The organism is Bacillus sp. JK106 (assembly GCF_053663355.1).
This window is the reverse complement of the sequence record NZ_JBSJQC010000002.1, coordinates 828,622-845,893: the sequence shown is the minus strand read 5'-3', so window position 1 is coordinate 845,893 and position 17,272 is coordinate 828,622. Positions and strand designations below refer to the sequence as shown.

Genomic DNA, 17,272 nt, shown 5'->3' with positions numbered 1-17,272 from the left:
TGAATATTCCATGTTTTCAATCTATCATTTCGTCTTGTCAACACGTTTGCAGAAATGAGCCTAACTTCTGATTCAAAAGCGAGGCCGTCTCTTCCATAAGACGAAGGCCGATACCATCGGCATGGCGGTTTTTCCAGGACTCCAGCTCCGTACCTTTCACCCATTGATTAAAGGCGCCTAATGCCGGGCCGCAATGAATCTGGAAGTCTACCTTGGCATCCGGGTCTCCTTTAATCGCCGAAGCAGAGCTTTGCCTGAAATACCATTTGAATATGAGCGCCATTTTCTGTTTCGGATTCCGTTCGGCTTTTGAAATGTCTTCATTCGAATAATGAGCCTTCACTTTGTCATAAATACTGCTTACACTTGCCTTAAAATACTTCTCTTCTATTTGTCTGAGTGTCTTTTCATCAATTTCTTCAATTGAGCGGTGACGCTGATACAGTTCATGCAGCTTAGAGGCCCGGGTCGGAAAGAACAGCCCTTTCTTTAATACCTGCACCTTGCTGCCTGATTCAAACATATCGCCGGCCGGCGCGTAGGCCGTGTCCTGTACATTCATCTGCTGCAGGAGATCCTTTACAAGGCCGCTCGTCGCTGCTTCAACGGTGCATTGGTTAATGGATCCGGTCACAATAAAATCAGCGCCGAGCATAAATGCGGCCATAGCAGCCTCAGGCGTCCCGATTCCCCCTGCGGCTCCGATGCGGACGGTTTTGCCGTATCGGTATTTTTTCATCATCTCATCTCGTAAACGGATGATCGCCGGCATGAGACTGTAAGCAACTCCGCCGTCAGTGTGGCCGCCTGAATCAGCCTCTACGCAGATGTCATGCGCAACGGGTATTTCTCTCATCAGACTTGCTTCTTCAGCGGTAATTTTGTTTTCGGCTGCAAGTTTCTGCAGAATGTGATCAGGCGCCGGGCTGAGAAATGCTTCCGCTACTTCCGGACGGGACAGCTTGGCGATAATCCGCTGACGCGCTATTATTTGTCCGCCGGCACCGCGTTTTAACCCCTTAGCGCGAAACCTTACTAAAGCGGGAGTAACCGTTAAAAATGCTGATGCTTCCAAGTTCTGAACCCCATGCTTCAGTAAAAGATCAATCATTTTTTCTTCTGAATCTGTATGCTTCATGTTATGTACAACATTAATACCGAAGGAACCGCTGTCACGAAGCTCATGCTGAATTGACAAAATGGCGTCCTCAACGTGCGCGATGTTCAAACCGCCCGTTCCGAAAAAGCCCATCATTCCTTTTTCGGCCAGTTTGACGACCATTTCCTTCGAAGAAATTCCGCGGTACATGCCGCCGGCCAAGTAGGCGTATTTCAATTGATAATCGCGCTTAAACTCTTCATTTCCTAAAGACGCCGCCGTAATTGAGCTTTTTCCAGCCTCAGCCGGGACTTTGATTTCATCTGTTATCGGCTCCGCTTCAGCCGTAATTCTTTGAATCAGCCCTGTCAGCACTTTTCCGGGACCGATTTCCTCAAAACTCATGTTCTTTCTTCCCATTAAGAAACGGATACTGTCTGTCCAGTTCACCGATCCCGTTATTTGTCCGGTGAGTGTCTCTTTCAGCTCGGTTTGCTCATATGGTCTTGCCGTCACATTTGAAATGACCGGGATGGACAGCGGTTTAAACTGGAAAGATTCAACAAACCGTGAAAACTCCTCCTTCGCTTCCATCATATATCTGGAATGAAAGGCGCCGCTGACATTTAAGCGGTGAACCATTTTTACGCCGTTTACGGCTTCAAAAACGGATGCGGCTTTTTCAATATCTTCTTTATATCCGGAAATGACAATTTGCTGCGGTGTGTTCATGTTGGCGATATCAATCATATGCAAGTGATACTCTTTTAAAACATCCGTCACCTGCTCATGAGTCAGGCCGATCACCGCTGCCATGCCGCCTCCTTTTGCGCGACTCATCAGTTCGCCCCTTTTTTTGACCAGCTGTAGGCCTTCTTCAAAATCAAAGGCGCCCGAGGCGTATAACGCGTTATATTCGCCTAAACTGTGTCCGGCGGTAAAATCCGGTTTCAAGCCGGTTTCTTCTGTTTTTTTCAAAAAACTGAGGGCATTGACGACATAGAGCGCCGGCTGAGTGAATTGAGTCTGATTGAGACGTTCTCCGTCCCGGCACAGCTCCTGAATGGAATATCCGAGAATGTGATCGGCCTTTGCGGTTAATTCAGGATAGCGGCCGAACAGGTCCTCTCCCATCCCTATTTTTTGCGAGCCTTGGCCTGGAAAAACAAAGCTGATCATCTTACAGTCTCCTTCCGGGCGGTGATAAAATACTGTCTTCTATTTGCTGCAAATGGGTTTGTTCTTTATGAAACGGCGTCATAATGGCACGGATGCGTTCAGCCGATCCTGCGGGAAGAATCTGTTTGGCAAATGCGGCCAACGTTCCGGAAGGCCCGGCATCGATATACAATCCTTTTTGGCGGTTGTCTGCGAATTGAAGCGCTTCGCGGAATCGAATCGGCTTTCTTACAATATCCCAGAAAAAGTCCGCTTGTATATCGGTCTCAGCCTCTCCGGTCGCACTGGAGATGTACGGTATAAACGGAGTCCGGATTGATTTCTGAGCTAAAAAACGCTTGTACGGCTGTTCAGCCTGATCAACCAGCGCTGAGTGAAACCCGTAAGATACCGGCAATAGCTGATGAGGAATCTGCTTCTCTCTCAGATCGTCCCTGATCTTTTTGATATGTTCCCGCTCTCCCGAGATGACAAAGTGAGAATGATAGTTTACAGATGCCAATTCACTATGTTCGCCGAGCAGCGGATCATCTTGATATAAAGCCGGATCACCCAGTATCGCAAGCATGCTGCCGTTACGGCAAGTTTCCGTAATGATTCGGGCCTGTTCCAGCACGCAATCTAAAGCATCCTCGGCGCTCAGCACACCCGATACAGCGGCTGCTGCATACTCTCCGAGGCTTGCTCCGATCACATAATCGGGACGTATGCCTCTTTGCTCCAAAGCATATGCAAGTGCGTACTCAGCCATAAAAATGGCAGGATGGCTGAAAAGAAGGCGGTCAAATGGATCAGACAGACGATTGCCTGTATGATAAACCTCTTTCAGGACAGAGTAACCGAAACGGCTGACTGCAAAATCGTCCAAGTCAAGCATTTTCTGCCGAAAAGCGGCGTTATGTGCAAACAGCTCTTTCCCCATTTGATAGTATTGGGAACCCTGTCCAGAAAACATGAAAACAATTGGCTGGTTCATTTGTTCTCCTTTTTGCTCTTTATTTTTTCAAAATATTGATTTGTACGTTTTTCGTGATGTCGTGTGCAGGTGAAGTGGTCGTGATGTTGTATGGCTGGCACTATTGTGTGAGATAAGAATTTTGACTTGCGTTCCGCTACATGGCGGGTGAAGCTTCAGTTTCTTTTTTGATGCGGTGAATAAGTCCTGTCAGCACATGGCCCGGGCCGACTTCTTCAAATTCCATCCGCCCTTTGTCCAGCAGATAGCGGATGCTGTCGTTCCATCGCACTGAGTGGTCGATCTGATCGGCCAGAACGGAGTGGATTCCGTCTTGCTCATAAGGTCTGGCATGCACATTAGAAATGACAGGAATTGATATAGCAGAAAAATGAAATGACTGTAAAAAATTTTCGAACTCTTGTTTTGCTTCGCTCATATATCTCGAGTGAAAAGCGCCGCTGACGTTTAACGGATGAAACATCGTAACGTCTTTTAATCCTTCGAATACGCTTTTGGCTCTTTCAATGTCTTCTTTGCGTCCGGATATGACAACTTGGTGAGGAGAATTCATATTGGCAATATCAATCGTATGTAATCCGTGCGTTTGAAGGGCGTCTGACACTTGAGCTGCGGTTAACCCCATAACGGCGGCCATTTTTCCGTCAGTGGCCATACTCATTAATTCGCCTCTTTTACGGACAAGCTGCAGGCCGGTAATAAAATCAAAAGCACCTGCTGCAAACAGCGCATTATATTCTCCCAAACTGTGGCCGGCCACATAATCCGGCTTTATGTCATTATCTTGGATTTTTTTCAAATAGCTTAACGCGTTTACAACATATAAAGCAGGCTGGGTGAACTGCGTCTTGTGAAGGTTGGAATACGGATTCTCAAGACAAAGCCGTTTCATGGAATATCCGAGTGTTTCATCAGCCTGCTCCGTTAAGTCTTTAAATTCATCAAACAATGAGCTTCCCATTCCCTGCTTTTGAGAACCTTGTCCGGGGAATATGTATGTGATCATTTTCTCAGCCATCCTTTCTCGGATTCAGTTAAGAAGCATGTTCAAGTTGATAGTAACTTCACAAAAATACCATGTCAAGTTAATTTATCCTATGCGGAATCCTGAATAATGCCTATTTTTCCCTGCCAGAAGGCGGACTCAGGGCTTTTGGAATAGACATAAGCAGAATGTCCCATTCGGCCTGCCCGGCGCTTTTATCCGCAAACTACCGTTACTCAGCCATTCATCACCAAAAAGCGAGCAATGACTATCATTTCAATTCAGAAGTTCCGTGGCCTAAAAGAAAAACTAGTTAGATAGAACCAAATTATACGCTACTTAAAATGAAACAGCCCTTTTTGATTTTTTCTGTTGCGGAAATTCACGAAATGTTCTTTTTTTTCAATCTGAAAGTAAATATTGTTTTTCAAAAGACTCTCCATTTTTTGACCCGGCTTCTCCCCGAAGGAGTGCCCCGGATACACACGCACATGCGACGGAATAGAGGCTTTGATCCTCTGTATACTGTGAAACATATCTTCAGCTGAGCTGCCCCTGTCCTCACATATACCGCACCCTTCTGTAAACACGGTGTCACCGGTAAAAAGGTGATCAGATAGCAAATAGCACATTCCCCCGGCTGTATGTCCCGGGGTCAATATACTTCTGATGATAAACCCTCCGGCCGCAAAGGTTTGTCCGTCTTCAAGCGCTATTAAGTTTCTGCACCGGAATTGATAGAAATCGATTTCCGCCGACGACATGTATATATCAGAATGATAGATTTGCTGAAGCGGCTCCGCCAAGTTTACATGGTCATAATGCGAATGTGTTAATAAAATAGCTGATAAATCAACATCCAATTCATGCAGTTTATCGGTTATTTTATCGATTTCCCAGGACGGGTCCACCGCTATCGCAGATTTTTTTGAGCGGTCTGCGATAATATAACAATAGTTGGACCACATCTGGTGATAAGTTTTGATTTGATGCACTTCATATGTATGATCCATTGTCACCATTCCCATTTAAAAGATCCGGGCAGACTGCTGCCGCCCAGCCGACTGTAACCACTTTACCAGATGACACCACGTTTTTCCATGGATTTTCCGGTAAAGTTAAAAAAACTTTCTGCTCCCGCCAAAAGCACCAGTCTGGGCCATTTTTACAAATTGCTATGCTGATATATCAGGAAATCAGGATGTTCATTTAGATGAATTCTTTAGGTAATTTTATTCAGAAAATGAAGGATGGTATAATTTTCGGATAAAAATAAAACAAATTGAGCTTTTGTTTTGAAAAGCAATTGCGAAGCAGCCGGAGGAGATAATCAGTTTTTAGAAATGACCCGCAATTAAGATTATTATTTCAATCCTTTTCTTCAAGATAAACTAAATCACACGGGCTCTCGAAATATATCAGAATACCTTAGTTCTTACACCGAATTCAACGTTATGTTGACATTAACATAATTGAACTGAGAAAAGTACGGCGTAATTTACACTCTTTTCTTTTGCGAGAAAACCGTTCAAAAACCAGTCTAGCTGCAACAATTCACAAAAGCGTCGCGCATGTAAAAAGACGTCAGTTGAAGACGATTTATATGTGATTATTGACAAGGAGCTCAGATGTTTTGTTAGGGCTAAATAAAGTTATCTTTTTACTGTGCAAAAACAAAACTAACATAAAATCATTAAGTGTAAAAAGTAAATATTAAGATTTAGACAAATAGACTATGTGATATGGGTCGGAGTTTACTGTTCAAGGTGATTTGTCCTGAGCTATAAAAGCACTGAGAGCAGCTTGGGACGCAATACCTACTAAAGTTAAAGCTGCTATGGGTGGAATCGGCGGTTTTGAAATAATTCTTAATATCATTGACAATTTTACTGGTGCAGTTGAAGATGCGTGCTATGCGGATGCTCTAAAAGTAACTGGCAACCCGGCAGCAACTTTGTGGATTACTAAAACTCTTATGCTTTTCCTTAAACGGGGCTATTGTTGGTGTTTAACAAATTTATCCTGTGTTAAGCTTTAAAGTGATTATTTTCTAAAGTGTTTAAGATCGGAGGTAACTATGGAAGATAAAAGTAATGCTGAACCGAGCCCAAAAGCTATAAGAATTCTAACTTATATCATTCCTATAATTTTAATAGGGCTTATCCTTGTCCTTAAGAATATTAACACCGCCGCAGCGGAAATTTCATTTTATATTGTTGCTGTCGGTGTAGTTCTCTTAGTGGTTTTCAGTTTAATCAAAAATAGAAAAAAATGCAGGAAGAACTAAATATAAGGGGGCTAATTACTAGTCCCCCTTGACTAACTTGCGGATAGTATAACCCGCCAAATTCCAATTTTATTTAAATTCTTCACAAATAGCATGAGATTTTTCAGGAATCGTTTTCTCCATTATTTCACTATTAATGCAGTCAATTGACGATATAGACGGTTCCACCAAACACAGGATACTACATCGCCAACCCCAATTACTACCCATAAACAATTTTTATATGACAGAAAAACAGCTGGATGTTAAACAAATTATCTTCATGATTTACGGTATACCATGCAACAATTATGCCAGAAATTAAAAAACTCAAAAGTTATCTCTGAAAGGCTGGGTCATTCAAACTAGTAAGGCTGCTTGTGGGTAAATAACGGTTTAGTCTCACATAAACGTTGTTATTACATCACACGCTTAAACATCTTCTCCATCTCATACGTACTGTGATGGATAATGATCGGCCGGCCGTGCGGGCATGTGAACGGGTCTGTCGTTCGGCGCAGGTCGTCCAAGAGCGCTTTGATTTCGTCGTTGCGCAAATGGCGGTTCGCTTTGATTGAGCCTTTGCAGCTCATCATAATGGCCGCTTCCTCCCGCAGTTTTTTAATATCGATTTGTTTGGCGTCAAGCACCTGCTGAATGATTTCTTCAATCAGTTCAGCTTCTTCCCCTTTTGGAAACCAGGCCGGATGGCAGCGGACGATGTAGCTGTTCGTGCCGAATGCTTCTAAAAATACTCCGACGCTTTCAAGCTCATGCTGATGCTGGTCAATGATCAGCGCTTCATTTGCCGCATAATGAAAGGTGAGCGGCACGATCATATCCTGTACTTCAGGCTCGACCTGCCCGACTTTCTCCCGGAAATATTCGTATTTAATCCGTTCTTGCGCCGCATGCTGGTCAATGATATACAAGCCGTTTTCGTTTTGGGCTAAAATATATGTCCCGTGCATTTGGCCGATCGGATACATCACCGGAACTCTTTCTTCCCGTATTTCTTCAGAGTCAGCCTCCACTTCAGGCTCCGGAATATCGGAAACAGGCGCTTCCGTTACCGGCATGCCGATCTTCGGCGGCACTCCGTGACCTGCTTCATCCGTCAGGGACTCTTCTTCTATGACCGGCTCAGGCTCTTTTACGACCGAACTCAGTTTCATCGGTGAGTAAGACGGCTCAGGCGTTTTTTCAGGAAGTTTCCGCTCAGGCGCGCTTTCCTCGAATGTCATAAATTGCTGTTCGTTTTTGGCCGGTGCCGGCGCTGATTTTTTCGGTAGCTGGGCGCTCGGAATAAGCCGCTGCTTTTGAAACACTTCCTTTATCCCGTCACGGATCAGCTCATGCAGCTCCGTCTCTTTGCTGAGGCGGACTTCAAGCTTCGACGGATGGACATTGACATCGACCAAAATCGGGTCCATCGTAATTTCGATAAACGTAATCGGATGGCGGCCGATCGGCAGAAGTGTGTGATAGCCCTCATGCACCGCTTTTACAAGCGGGAAATTCTTAATGTATCTTCCGTTAATGACAGATGACATGTAGTTTCTGGATGCACGCGTGATTTCCGGAAGTGCAATGTAGCCCTTGACTTCAAAATCAAGCGAGCTGACATGGAGCGGTATCATTTTTTTCGCAACCGCCGTCCCGTAAATTGCGGCCAGCACATGGCGCACGTCCCCGTTACCGTTTGTCTGCAGCAGATTTTTCCCCTGATGGCGGAGACGGATGGATACTTCCGGATGCGCAAGAGCAATCCGGTTGACGACATCCGTAATATTGCCGAGCTCCGTATGCACGGTTTTCATATATTTCAATCTGGCGGGTGTATTGAAAAACAGGTTGGTAACGATAATCTCTGTTCCTTTTCTGCTGGAGGATTTCTGTTCAGAAATGATATTCCCGCCCTGAAGAATGAGATGGGTTCCCGCTCCCTCGCCGATGCTCGTTTTGATTTCCAGATGAGAAACAGACGCGATACTTGGCAAAGCTTCTCCGCGGAAACCGAGTGTTCTCACCCGGAACAGGTCGTTTTCATCTTTGATTTTGCTGGTCGCGTGGCGGCGGAAAGCCCGCTTGCAATCATCGGTTTCCATACCTTCGCCGTTATCGAGCACCCGAATCGACGAAAGCCCCGCTTCCTCTATGTCGATTTCAATGACTGTGCTGTTTGCGTCGATGGCGTTTTCCACCAATTCTTTAACGACTGAGGCAGGCCGTTCGACCACCTCACCGGCCGCTATTTTATTTGAGAGTTCATCTGACAGCTGGATGACTTTTGCCAAGTCCGTCACCTCTTTCTATTTTAATTTTTTTTGCAGCTTGTACATTTCATTCATCGCCTCAAGCGGCGTCATATCGAGAATATTGATTGACTTAAAAGCTTCAAGCACTTGTTTTTCTTTATTAGAAACAGCCGGTGTCTTCTGTTCTTTTTCACCGTCAGCAAAAAAGGACAGCTGTGCCGGTTCTTCTTTGACGGCGGGCTTTTTCTCAGGTGCCGCCGGAAGCTCCGGTTTATCTCCCGTCTGCTCAAGCTGTTTCAAAATCTCCTGCGCCCGGCTGATCAGATCGTCCGGAAGCTCCGCAAGCTGGGCGACATGAATGCCGTAACTTTTATCTGCGGCTCCTTCTTTGATTTGATGGAGAAACACGACCGTTCCGTTATATTCCTCTGCGCGCACATGAACGTTTTTCAGCTGAGGAAGCTTATCTTCAAGCACCGTCAGCTCATGATAATGCGTGCTGAACAGTGTTTTAGCGCCGATATGATCATGAACATATTCAATAATCGCCTGTGCCAGCGCCATTCCGTCGTACGTTGATGTCCCGCGGCCGATTTCATCAAACAGGATCAGGCTGTCTTTTGTGGCGTTCACAATCGCGTTTTTCGCTTCCAGCATTTCCACCATAAAGGTGCTTTGTCCGGAAATCAAATCATCCGCTGCCCCGATTCTCGTGAAGATTTGATCAAAAATCGGCAGAACCGCTTCTTTTGCGGGTACAAAACAGCCGATCTGGGCCATGATCGATAGAAGTGCGATCTGTCTCATGTACGTGCTTTTACCTGACATATTCGGACCCGTAATCAGGAGCATTTCCCGCGAATCGCCCATCAGGCAGTTGTTCGGCACGTATTCTTGACTGTCCATCACCTTTTCGACGACGGGGTGTCTCCCTTCAATGACTTTTACTTCATTATCAGAAAAGACGGGCTTTGTGTAATGCCTGTTTTCACTGATCGTAGCAAAGCATTGCAGCGCATCCAGCTCACTCATTTGTTTGGCAAGACGCTGCAGACGCGGAATAAATTGTTTCACCTTTTCACGCAGTCCGGCAAAAAGCTCATATTCCAGCTCGCAGATGTTGTTTTCCGCTTCTAAAATAAGCGCTTCTTTTTCCTTCAATTCCGGCGTAATGTACCGTTCGGCGTTTGTGAGGGTCTGCTTCCGCTCATACCGCCCGTCCTCAAGCAGATGAAGGTTTGCTTTTGTGACTTCAATATAATAGCCGAACACTTTATTGAAACCGACCTTTAATGAACGGATGCCCGTATAAGCGCGTTCCTGCTGCTCCAGTCTGGCAATCCAGTCTTTACCGTTTTTGCTGGCGTCACGGTACTCATCGAGCTTCTGATGATAGCCGTCTTTAATTAAGTTGCCTTCTTTTAACGATAACGGCGGGTTTTCATGAAGGGCTTCTTCTAACAGGTCAAGCAAATCTCCGCACGGATCAATCAAGCCGGCGCGTTCTTTTGCTTTTTTATGGTTAAGAGACCCTACAAGCTCTTTAATGCTCGGCACTTGTTTTAAAGATTCTTTCAGCTGGATTAAATCCCTTGCGTTGACGTTTCCGAATGCGACCCGGCCCGCCAGACGTTCTAAATCGTATACTTCCTTCAGGCGCTCGCGCAGATCTTCACGCTCAAACAGATGATTGATCAGCGTCTCGACCATTTCCTGGCGTTCTTCGATTTGGGATGCCCTGATCAGCGGACGGTCAATCCATTGTTTGAGAAGCCGGCCGCCCATCGCTGTTTTCGTCTCGTCTAAAAGCCAAAGCAATGACCCTTTTTTGCTTTTCGAACGGATCGTTTCCGTGAGCTCAAGATTCCGTTTTGAATACAGGTCAATTTTCATCGCTTCTTCCAATTCATATACTTGAACCGGCTGCAGATGATCCAGGCTCCGTTTTTGCGTTTTCTGCAAATACGTATATAAACGCATAAACGTCTCTGTCAGCTCTTCGCCCGGCAAGTGCTTTGCGATTTCAATGCGTTCTGTTATTTCCCCGTCTTCGATCGAAATCGTTGCGCTGCACCGTTCTTTCAGCTGAGCAGCTGTATGTTCGTTAAACTTGCTTGATACGACAATTTCCTTTGCGCCGACTGAGTAAATTTCTGACATGACATCTTCAATCCGCTCAATAAATACGGCCAGGTTTTCTCCGGTCGTTAAGTCCGATAAAGCGAGACCGTATCCGTTACGAAATTCGGAAACGGAAGCGATAAAGTTGTTTTCCGACTCATGGATGCCTTTTCCATCCATCACGGTTCCCGGGGTGATCAGCTGGACGACTTCTCTTTTTACAACGCCTTTAGCCGCCTTCGGATCTTCCGTCTGCTCACAGATCGCCACTTTATAGCCCTTTTTAATCAGCTGTTCAATATAAGCCGCCGCAGAATGATACGGCACGCCGCACATCGGAATTTTATCAGCCGAACCTCCGTCTCTGCTTGTCAGTGTAATTTCAAGCTCTTGCGACGCTTTTTTTGCATCTTCAAAAAACATTTCATAAAAGTCACCAAGCCGAAAAAATAAAAAGGCATCTTGGTGCTCTGCCTTTATCTTCAAATATTGCTGTATCATAGGCGTGTAACTAGCCATCATTTAATCCCTCACTATGTATCTTCTCTTATCCGAATCCCATTATAACATAAACAAAAGAGTGATATCTTTATATATAAAAAAGAGACTTGGGGTGTTAAACTCCCCTAGCCTCAACTTATTCTTCAGGATCTCCGACTAAAAATTCAGGGTTAATGTCCTCTAATTCTTCATCAAGATCGTCTTCCCAATCATCATCATCGTCTTCTTCCCAGTCAGGATTGACTTCGACGACGACTTTCGTTTCACCGACCACTTCTGCTAAAAATTCTCTCTCTGCCTGAACCACGATTTTATTTCCGTTAGGAGAAATGGTGACTTCAAGACAATTCGGCTGCTGCAGCACTTTGGCAATGACTTCGTGTTCGTCATCTAAGTAATTTGTGTCTCTGTATCTGAGTTTAATCACATCGACATACTTTACTCTCTCGGTTACAACTTCCGTTTTTGTATTATCGGCGTAAGAGTACCAGACGTTTATATCATAATACCCTTCAATTTCTACAGTCTTCCCGATCTTTTCGGCATCGTACTTGTGGTTGATAATCCAGCCGCCCAATATACTTGACGGTTTTTCTCCAGGCGAGATCGTGTTGGTGCATTGGGTGAATTTTCTTCCTTTCGCAACTACCGCTTTCGTAATAATTTCCCTGTATTCAGACATTCCGGCAGGCCTCCTTGTTCTTCTTCGTGTTATCTTATGCTGGGCATTTGTCTCATGTGCATTTTTATAATAAAAATATAAAAATACAAAGTTTCTGTTTCATTGTATGCAGCCCTGCCCAGAAACTTTACTTTTAAGTATGATAAAACTTTCCAGTAAAAATAGGACAAAACGTTGAGACAATGAAAATTTAGTACATATTACAATTAGTTCTCAAACAGCAAAAAAACACGGGCCGATGAAGGCCCCGTGTTTAAATAGAACAGCTGTTATTCGAATGTTTTACTTTTGAACCGGTTTCTCCCGTCAGCAGGTTGCCTCCGGTAGATGTAATGATTTCGTTTGTCACCTGATTTGAGATCGTATGTGCGACAAGCTGAAGAAGGTCATTGACCTCAATCTGGGAATCTCTGAATTCCTGAATGATCGGAATCCCTTCAAGCTCTTCCTGCAGGGCGTCAATTTTACTTTCCACTTGTTTCAGCGCTTCAAGCTTTTCGTAGTGCTTCAGGTTAACGGCTTGCTTTTGCAGGGTTTTAATCTGATTAATAATCGCAGAGACTTTTTCATTTTCGTTAATCTGCGCCTCGGCGCGTTTGAAAAAATCAACTTCTTCTGTTTCAGAAATCATTTTCGCAAGGTTCCTAGCCTGCTGTACAATGTCTTTCTTTGAGTAAAGCGTCATTATTATTTCACCTCGATTGCTTCTCCTGCCATCACACCGTCAAGCGACCATGTTTTCGCCTGTTCGATTTTGACGCGTACAATCTTGCCGATGGCGTCTTTCGGCCCTTTGAAGTTGACGAGCTTGCTTTTTTCCGTATAGCCGGCAAGAATGTCAGGGTTATTTTTGCTTTCTCCCTCAACTAATACTTCGACAGTCCTGCCTTCATATTCCTTCATTTTTTTGGCTGAAATTTCTTTCACCAAATCATTGAGGCGCTGAAGACGTTCTTTCTTGACCCTCATCGGAACATTGTCTTTCATCTTCGCCGCTGGTGTGCCTTCACGAGGAGAGTAAATAAACGTATATGCGCTGTCAAATTCCACTTCGCGATATAACGAAAGCGTTTCTTCAAATTGTTCATCCGTTTCATTCGGAAAACCGACAATAATATCGGTCGTCAGTGAAGCGTTCGGCATCGCCGCTTTAATTTTTCCGACAAGCTCCAGATAGCGTTCTCGGTCATATTTACGGGCCATCATTTTTAACATCGCTGAGCTTCCCGATTGAACCGGAAGATGGATATGGTCTAAAAGGTTGCCGCCTTTGGCTAGCACTTCGATCAGATGATCATCAAAGTCACGCGGATGACTCGTCGTGAACCGGATTCTCGGAATATCAATTTTACGCAGTTCGTCCATTAAATCACCGAGACCGTACGTCATATCCTCAAAATCTTTTCCATACGCATTCACGTTTTGACCGAGCAGCGTGATTTCTTTATAGCCTTCGCTTGCAAGTCTTCTGACTTCCTGGATAATTTCCTCAGGACGGCGGCTTCGTTCTTTTCCGCGGGTATACGGTACGATGCAGTATGTGCAGAACTTGTCGCAGCCGTACATAATGTTGACCCAGCCTTTAATTTTTCCGTTGCGGACTTTCGGAAGGTTCTCAATGACATCCCCTTCCTTCGACCACACTTCAATGACCATCTCTTTTGATAAATATGCCTCTGATAACAGTTCCGGCAGACGGTGAATGTTGTGTGTGCCGAAAATCATATCGACAAACGGATGCTTCTTAAGGATGCGGTTTACGACTGATTCTTCCTGTGACATGCAGCCGCAGACGCCGAGAATCAAGTCCGGGTTATTTTTTTTGAGCGCCTTTAAATGGCCGAGCTCTCCGAACACTTTGTTTTCAGCGTTTTCCCGGATGGCGCAAGTGTTTAATAAAATAACGTTCGCGTCATCAACCGAATTTGTCGCTTCATAACCGAGCGCCATAAAAATACCCGCCATGACTTCCGTATCATGCTCGTTCATTTGGCATCCGTACGTGCGGATATAAAATTTCCTGCCTTCACCGAGGCCTTTAAATTCTTCAGAGATTTTAAAATCGTTATGATATTGAACGGATTCTTTGCCCCGTTTTTTCGCATCTTTTAAAGAAGGCGGAATATATACGGCTTCAAAATACTTGCTGTAATCCTTTTCGGATTTTTTGTCCGCCGGATTCACTTGTCCGCTTTCCTGCTTTTGCTTTTCATTCATGTTCGAATGTCTCCTTTCAACCGAAACTTCCACCCTCAAGTATACTGGTTAAAAGCGTTTGGCACAACCGCCAGCCTATTATTGTACACCTTATTGAGAATAAGAATCAATAAGAAATAAAAAAGAGGGAATCATTTCCCCCTTACACAAGCTGAAGCTCTTTTGCGGCTGAACGGATTACTTCCAGGGCCCGGTCAAGCTCCTCTTTTGTATGCTCCGCCGTAATAATGGTGCGGATTCTCGCTTTTCCTTGGGCGACCGTCGGGTACACGATGCTTTGCGCAAACACGCCGCGGGTCAATAAAAGGTCTGATAATGCCTGGGCTTTTTCTTCCTCCCCTATTAATATCGGCACGATCGGTGTTTCGCTTTTTGTGAGGGTCAGCCCCATTTGAACCAGTTTGTCTTTGAAATACGCCGTGTTCTCCCATAGCTTTTCCATATGCTCCGGCTCTTCCAGCAGGACGTCAATGGCTTCTATGCATGCGGCCGTTACCGCAGGCGGATGAGAAGTGCTGAATAAGAAAGGGCGCCCTTTATGGCGCAGGTAATCGATCAGAACCTGCGACCCTGCGGCGTAACCGCCAAGCACTCCGATGGCTTTGCTTAATGTGCCCACTTGTATGTGGACTCTTCCGTCAAGCCCGAAGTGATTAACCGTTCCCCTTCCGTTTTTTCCGAGTACGCCGGAAGCATGCGCGTCGTCGACCATCACAAAGGCATCGTACGCCTCTGCAAGTTTGACGATGTCAGGCAAAGGAGCGATGTTGCCGTCCATTGAGAATACGCCGTCGGTGACGATCAGGCGCATGCGGTAATTCATTGATTTTTTCAGCACCCTTTCCAAATCGTCCATATCAACATGGCGGTACACCTTTTTATCTGCTTTTGTCAGCCTGATTCCGTCAATAATGGAAGCATGGTTCAGTTCGTCAGAGATCACGATATCTTCTTTTGTAAGAATGCTTGATAAGACGCCCTGATTCGTTGTGAACCCCGATTGAAAAACAAGTGCCGCTTCTGTTTTTTTAAAGGTTGCCAATTTTTTCTCCAGCTCATTGTGCATTTTGAATGTTCCGGCGATTGTACGGACGGACCCCGTACCCGCTCCGAATTCTTCCGCGGCGCGTTTGGCCGCTTCGACAAGTCTCGGATGCGACGTCAAACCGAGATAATTGTTCGATGAAAGCTGTATCACGTTTTCCCCTTTGACTTCAACCGACGGACCCTGCTTCGTATCAATTTGTTTCATTTGCTGCCACGTTTTATTTTCTTTCATTTTATCAAGCTCTGCTTTTAGAAATTCAAATTCTTTCATTATAGAATCCTCCCCTTATGGAATCAAAATGACTTTGCCGCACTGTCCCTTTCTCATCAGGTCAAACCCTTTTTCAAAGTCTTCAAGCGGAAACTGATGCGTGATCACCGGCGTCAGATCAACAAGGCCGGATTCAAGCAGGTGCGATACCTGCCGCCATGTTTCAAACATTTTTCTGCCTGTGATGCCTTGGACGGTAAGTCCTTTAAACACCACGTCATTTGTCAGGTCAACCGTCACCGGACGTTCCGGCAGACTCAGCATGTGGAACCTCCCCCCGTTGGCGGCCATCTTTAATCCTTGTGTTATGGCTGCCGGGTGGCCTGACATTTCGCAGACAAGGTCGATCCCTTCTCCGCCTGTTAAGGTGTCGATCACCTCAAGCGGATCTTCCTCATCAGCTGAAATGGTGATCGCAGCTCCCAATTTCTTCGCAAGAGCCAGCCTGTAATCATTTTTATCAATGGCCGCAATACGGGATGCACCGGCCGCTTTAGCCACCGCCACCGCCATCAGCCCGATCGGTCCGCAGCCGATAATTGCAGCGGAACCGCCCGCAAGCCGGCTGCTTTCCAGCACCGTATGCACCGCGTTGCCAAGCGGCTCTTGAACAGAGGCGACGGCGGGGTCCATATCAGCGGGGTTTTTCCAAACATTTCGGGCCGGCACTTTGACATATTCAGCGAAGGAGCCGGCTGTATCTACGCCGAGGATCTTTGTATGGGTGCACACATGATGTTTTCCTGTTAAACACGGGACACAAGTACCGCAGACGAAGTGGGTTTCAGCCGAAACGTAGTCACCTATTTTGACATTTGTGACGCGCTTGCCCGTTTCCGCTACGATACCGCTGAATTCATGTCCGAATACTTGAGGTGTTTTGATTCGTTTCTGCGCCCATTGATCCCAATTATAAATATGCACATCTGTACCGCATATAGATGCGGCCTGTACTTTAATGAGAACTTCATTCTCATTAATGGAAGGTATGGGAATTTCTTTCAGTGTTGCTCCGAAAGCGTTTTCATTTTTAACGATAGCTTTCATCTTTCCTCCCAACATGTACACTCCTCCTCGAAAAAACACTGTAATAACTGGATTGTAACATGAGATAAAAAGGAGGTAAATACCAGTGTCCACTCGAGGAAAACAACTGCTTCCGTCCGGAAAAATGGGCGGGATTTTTTTTGAATATTATATGAATAAAGCCATTTATCATCTCTTCGTACTATCAATATAATATTGTGAGAAAATATGACAGCAATAAAAACAACCTGCTCGCCTTACGCAAGCAGGTTGAGAATGTACATGTTTTTGTTTTTAACGGGGTTCGACGATTAACTTAATCGCCGTTCTTTCTTCTCCGTCAATCTGTATATCTGTAAAAGCCGGAATACAAATCAAATCTACGCCGCTTGGCGCGACAAAGCCTCTGGCAATCGCAACCGCTTTAACAGCCTGGTTTAAGGCACCCGCCCCAATTGCTTGAATTTCGGCGGCTCCGCGTTCCCTCAATACGCCGGCAAGCGCGCCTGCTACTGAATTTGGACTTGATTTTGCTGAAACTTTTAAGATTTCCATTTCTGCTCCCCCTTAGTTTTACAATGGATAAGTGAGTGTTCATTAGAACAATCATTATTAGATGTTGCTATCCAAAAAGCCATCCCCAC

At 45.3% G+C, this 17,272-nt stretch carries 13 protein-coding genes; 1 reads left to right on the top strand and 12 read right to left on the bottom strand.

Annotated elements, in window-relative coordinates; genetic code table 11:
• Positions 1-37 precede the first annotated feature (37 nt).
• The 4 genes from fabD (ACWJJS_RS09660) to ACWJJS_RS09645 all read right to left on the bottom strand — a co-directional run bounded on the left by fabD (ACWJJS_RS09660) (position 38) and on the right by ACWJJS_RS09645 (position 5,252).
• Positions 38-2,278, bottom strand: a complete 2,241-nt coding sequence (gene fabD / locus ACWJJS_RS09660) for an ACP S-malonyltransferase (protein ID WP_454023510.1) — start codon at positions 2,276-2,278, stop codon at positions 38-40.
• 1 nt (position 2,279) lies between these two features.
• Positions 2,280-3,254: an acyltransferase domain-containing protein gene (locus ACWJJS_RS09655; protein ID WP_454023509.1), complete on the bottom strand. Its 975-nt coding sequence runs from the start codon at positions 3,252-3,254 to the stop codon at positions 2,280-2,282.
• 136 nt (positions 3,255-3,390) lie between these two features.
• Entirely contained in the window at positions 3,391-4,260 is an 870-nt protein-coding gene (fabD, locus tag ACWJJS_RS09650) for an ACP S-malonyltransferase (protein WP_454023508.1), read from the bottom strand.
• Between the two features lie 314 nt (positions 4,261-4,574).
• Positions 4,575-5,252: an MBL fold metallo-hydrolase gene (locus tag ACWJJS_RS09645; RefSeq protein WP_038458061.1), complete on the bottom strand. Its 678-nt coding sequence runs from the start codon at positions 5,250-5,252 to the stop codon at positions 4,575-4,577.
• 1,064 nt (positions 5,253-6,316) lie between these two features.
• Between ACWJJS_RS09645 and ACWJJS_RS09640 the strand changes: the two genes are divergently transcribed.
• Positions 6,317-6,526: a hypothetical protein gene (locus tag ACWJJS_RS09640; RefSeq protein WP_071391815.1), complete on the top strand. Its 210-nt coding sequence runs from the start codon at positions 6,317-6,319 to the stop codon at positions 6,524-6,526.
• Between the two features lie 398 nt (positions 6,527-6,924).
• Here ACWJJS_RS09640 and mutL read toward each other — a convergent pair whose 3' ends face one another.
• The 8 genes from mutL to spoVS form a co-directional block, all read right to left on the bottom strand.
• The gene (mutL, locus tag ACWJJS_RS09635; RefSeq protein WP_038463888.1) at positions 6,925-8,802 is read right to left on the bottom strand and encodes a DNA mismatch repair endonuclease MutL; all 1,878 of its coding nucleotides are present in this window, start codon (positions 8,800-8,802) and stop codon (positions 6,925-6,927) included.
• 15 nt (positions 8,803-8,817) lie between these two features.
• The gene (gene mutS, locus ACWJJS_RS09630) at positions 8,818-11,403 is read right to left on the bottom strand and encodes a DNA mismatch repair protein MutS (protein WP_094246926.1); all 2,586 of its coding nucleotides are present in this window, start codon (positions 11,401-11,403) and stop codon (positions 8,818-8,820) included.
• A 118-nt stretch (positions 11,404-11,521) separates the two neighbouring features.
• The gene (gene cotE, locus ACWJJS_RS09625; protein ID WP_003154111.1) at positions 11,522-12,067 is read right to left on the bottom strand and encodes an outer spore coat protein CotE; all 546 of its coding nucleotides are present in this window, start codon (positions 12,065-12,067) and stop codon (positions 11,522-11,524) included.
• 253 nt (positions 12,068-12,320) lie between these two features.
• Positions 12,321-12,752, bottom strand: coding sequence for a RicAFT regulatory complex protein RicA family protein (locus ACWJJS_RS09620; RefSeq protein ID WP_003154113.1), 432 nt, complete (start codon positions 12,750-12,752; stop codon positions 12,321-12,323).
• Between the two features lie 2 nt (positions 12,753-12,754).
• Positions 12,755-14,284 carry a tRNA (N6-isopentenyl adenosine(37)-C2)-methylthiotransferase MiaB gene (gene miaB / locus ACWJJS_RS09615; RefSeq protein WP_003154116.1) on the bottom strand — a complete coding sequence of 510 codons (1,530 nt, stop codon included), beginning with the start codon at positions 14,282-14,284 and terminating at the stop codon, positions 12,755-12,757.
• A 142-nt stretch (positions 14,285-14,426) separates the two neighbouring features.
• The gene (locus tag ACWJJS_RS09610) at positions 14,427-15,605 is read right to left on the bottom strand and encodes a glycine C-acetyltransferase (RefSeq protein ID WP_454023554.1); all 1,179 of its coding nucleotides are present in this window, start codon (positions 15,603-15,605) and stop codon (positions 14,427-14,429) included.
• Between the two features lie 12 nt (positions 15,606-15,617).
• Positions 15,618-16,664 (bottom strand): L-threonine 3-dehydrogenase, encoded by a 1,047-nt coding sequence (tdh, locus tag ACWJJS_RS09605; RefSeq protein WP_454023507.1) that lies wholly within the window; start codon positions 16,662-16,664, stop codon positions 15,618-15,620.
• Positions 16,665-16,922: 258 nt separating this feature from the next.
• Positions 16,923-17,183 (bottom strand): stage V sporulation protein SpoVS, encoded by a 261-nt coding sequence (gene spoVS, locus ACWJJS_RS09600; RefSeq protein ID WP_003154135.1) that lies wholly within the window; start codon positions 17,181-17,183, stop codon positions 16,923-16,925.
• Positions 17,184-17,272: the final 89 nt, after the last annotated feature.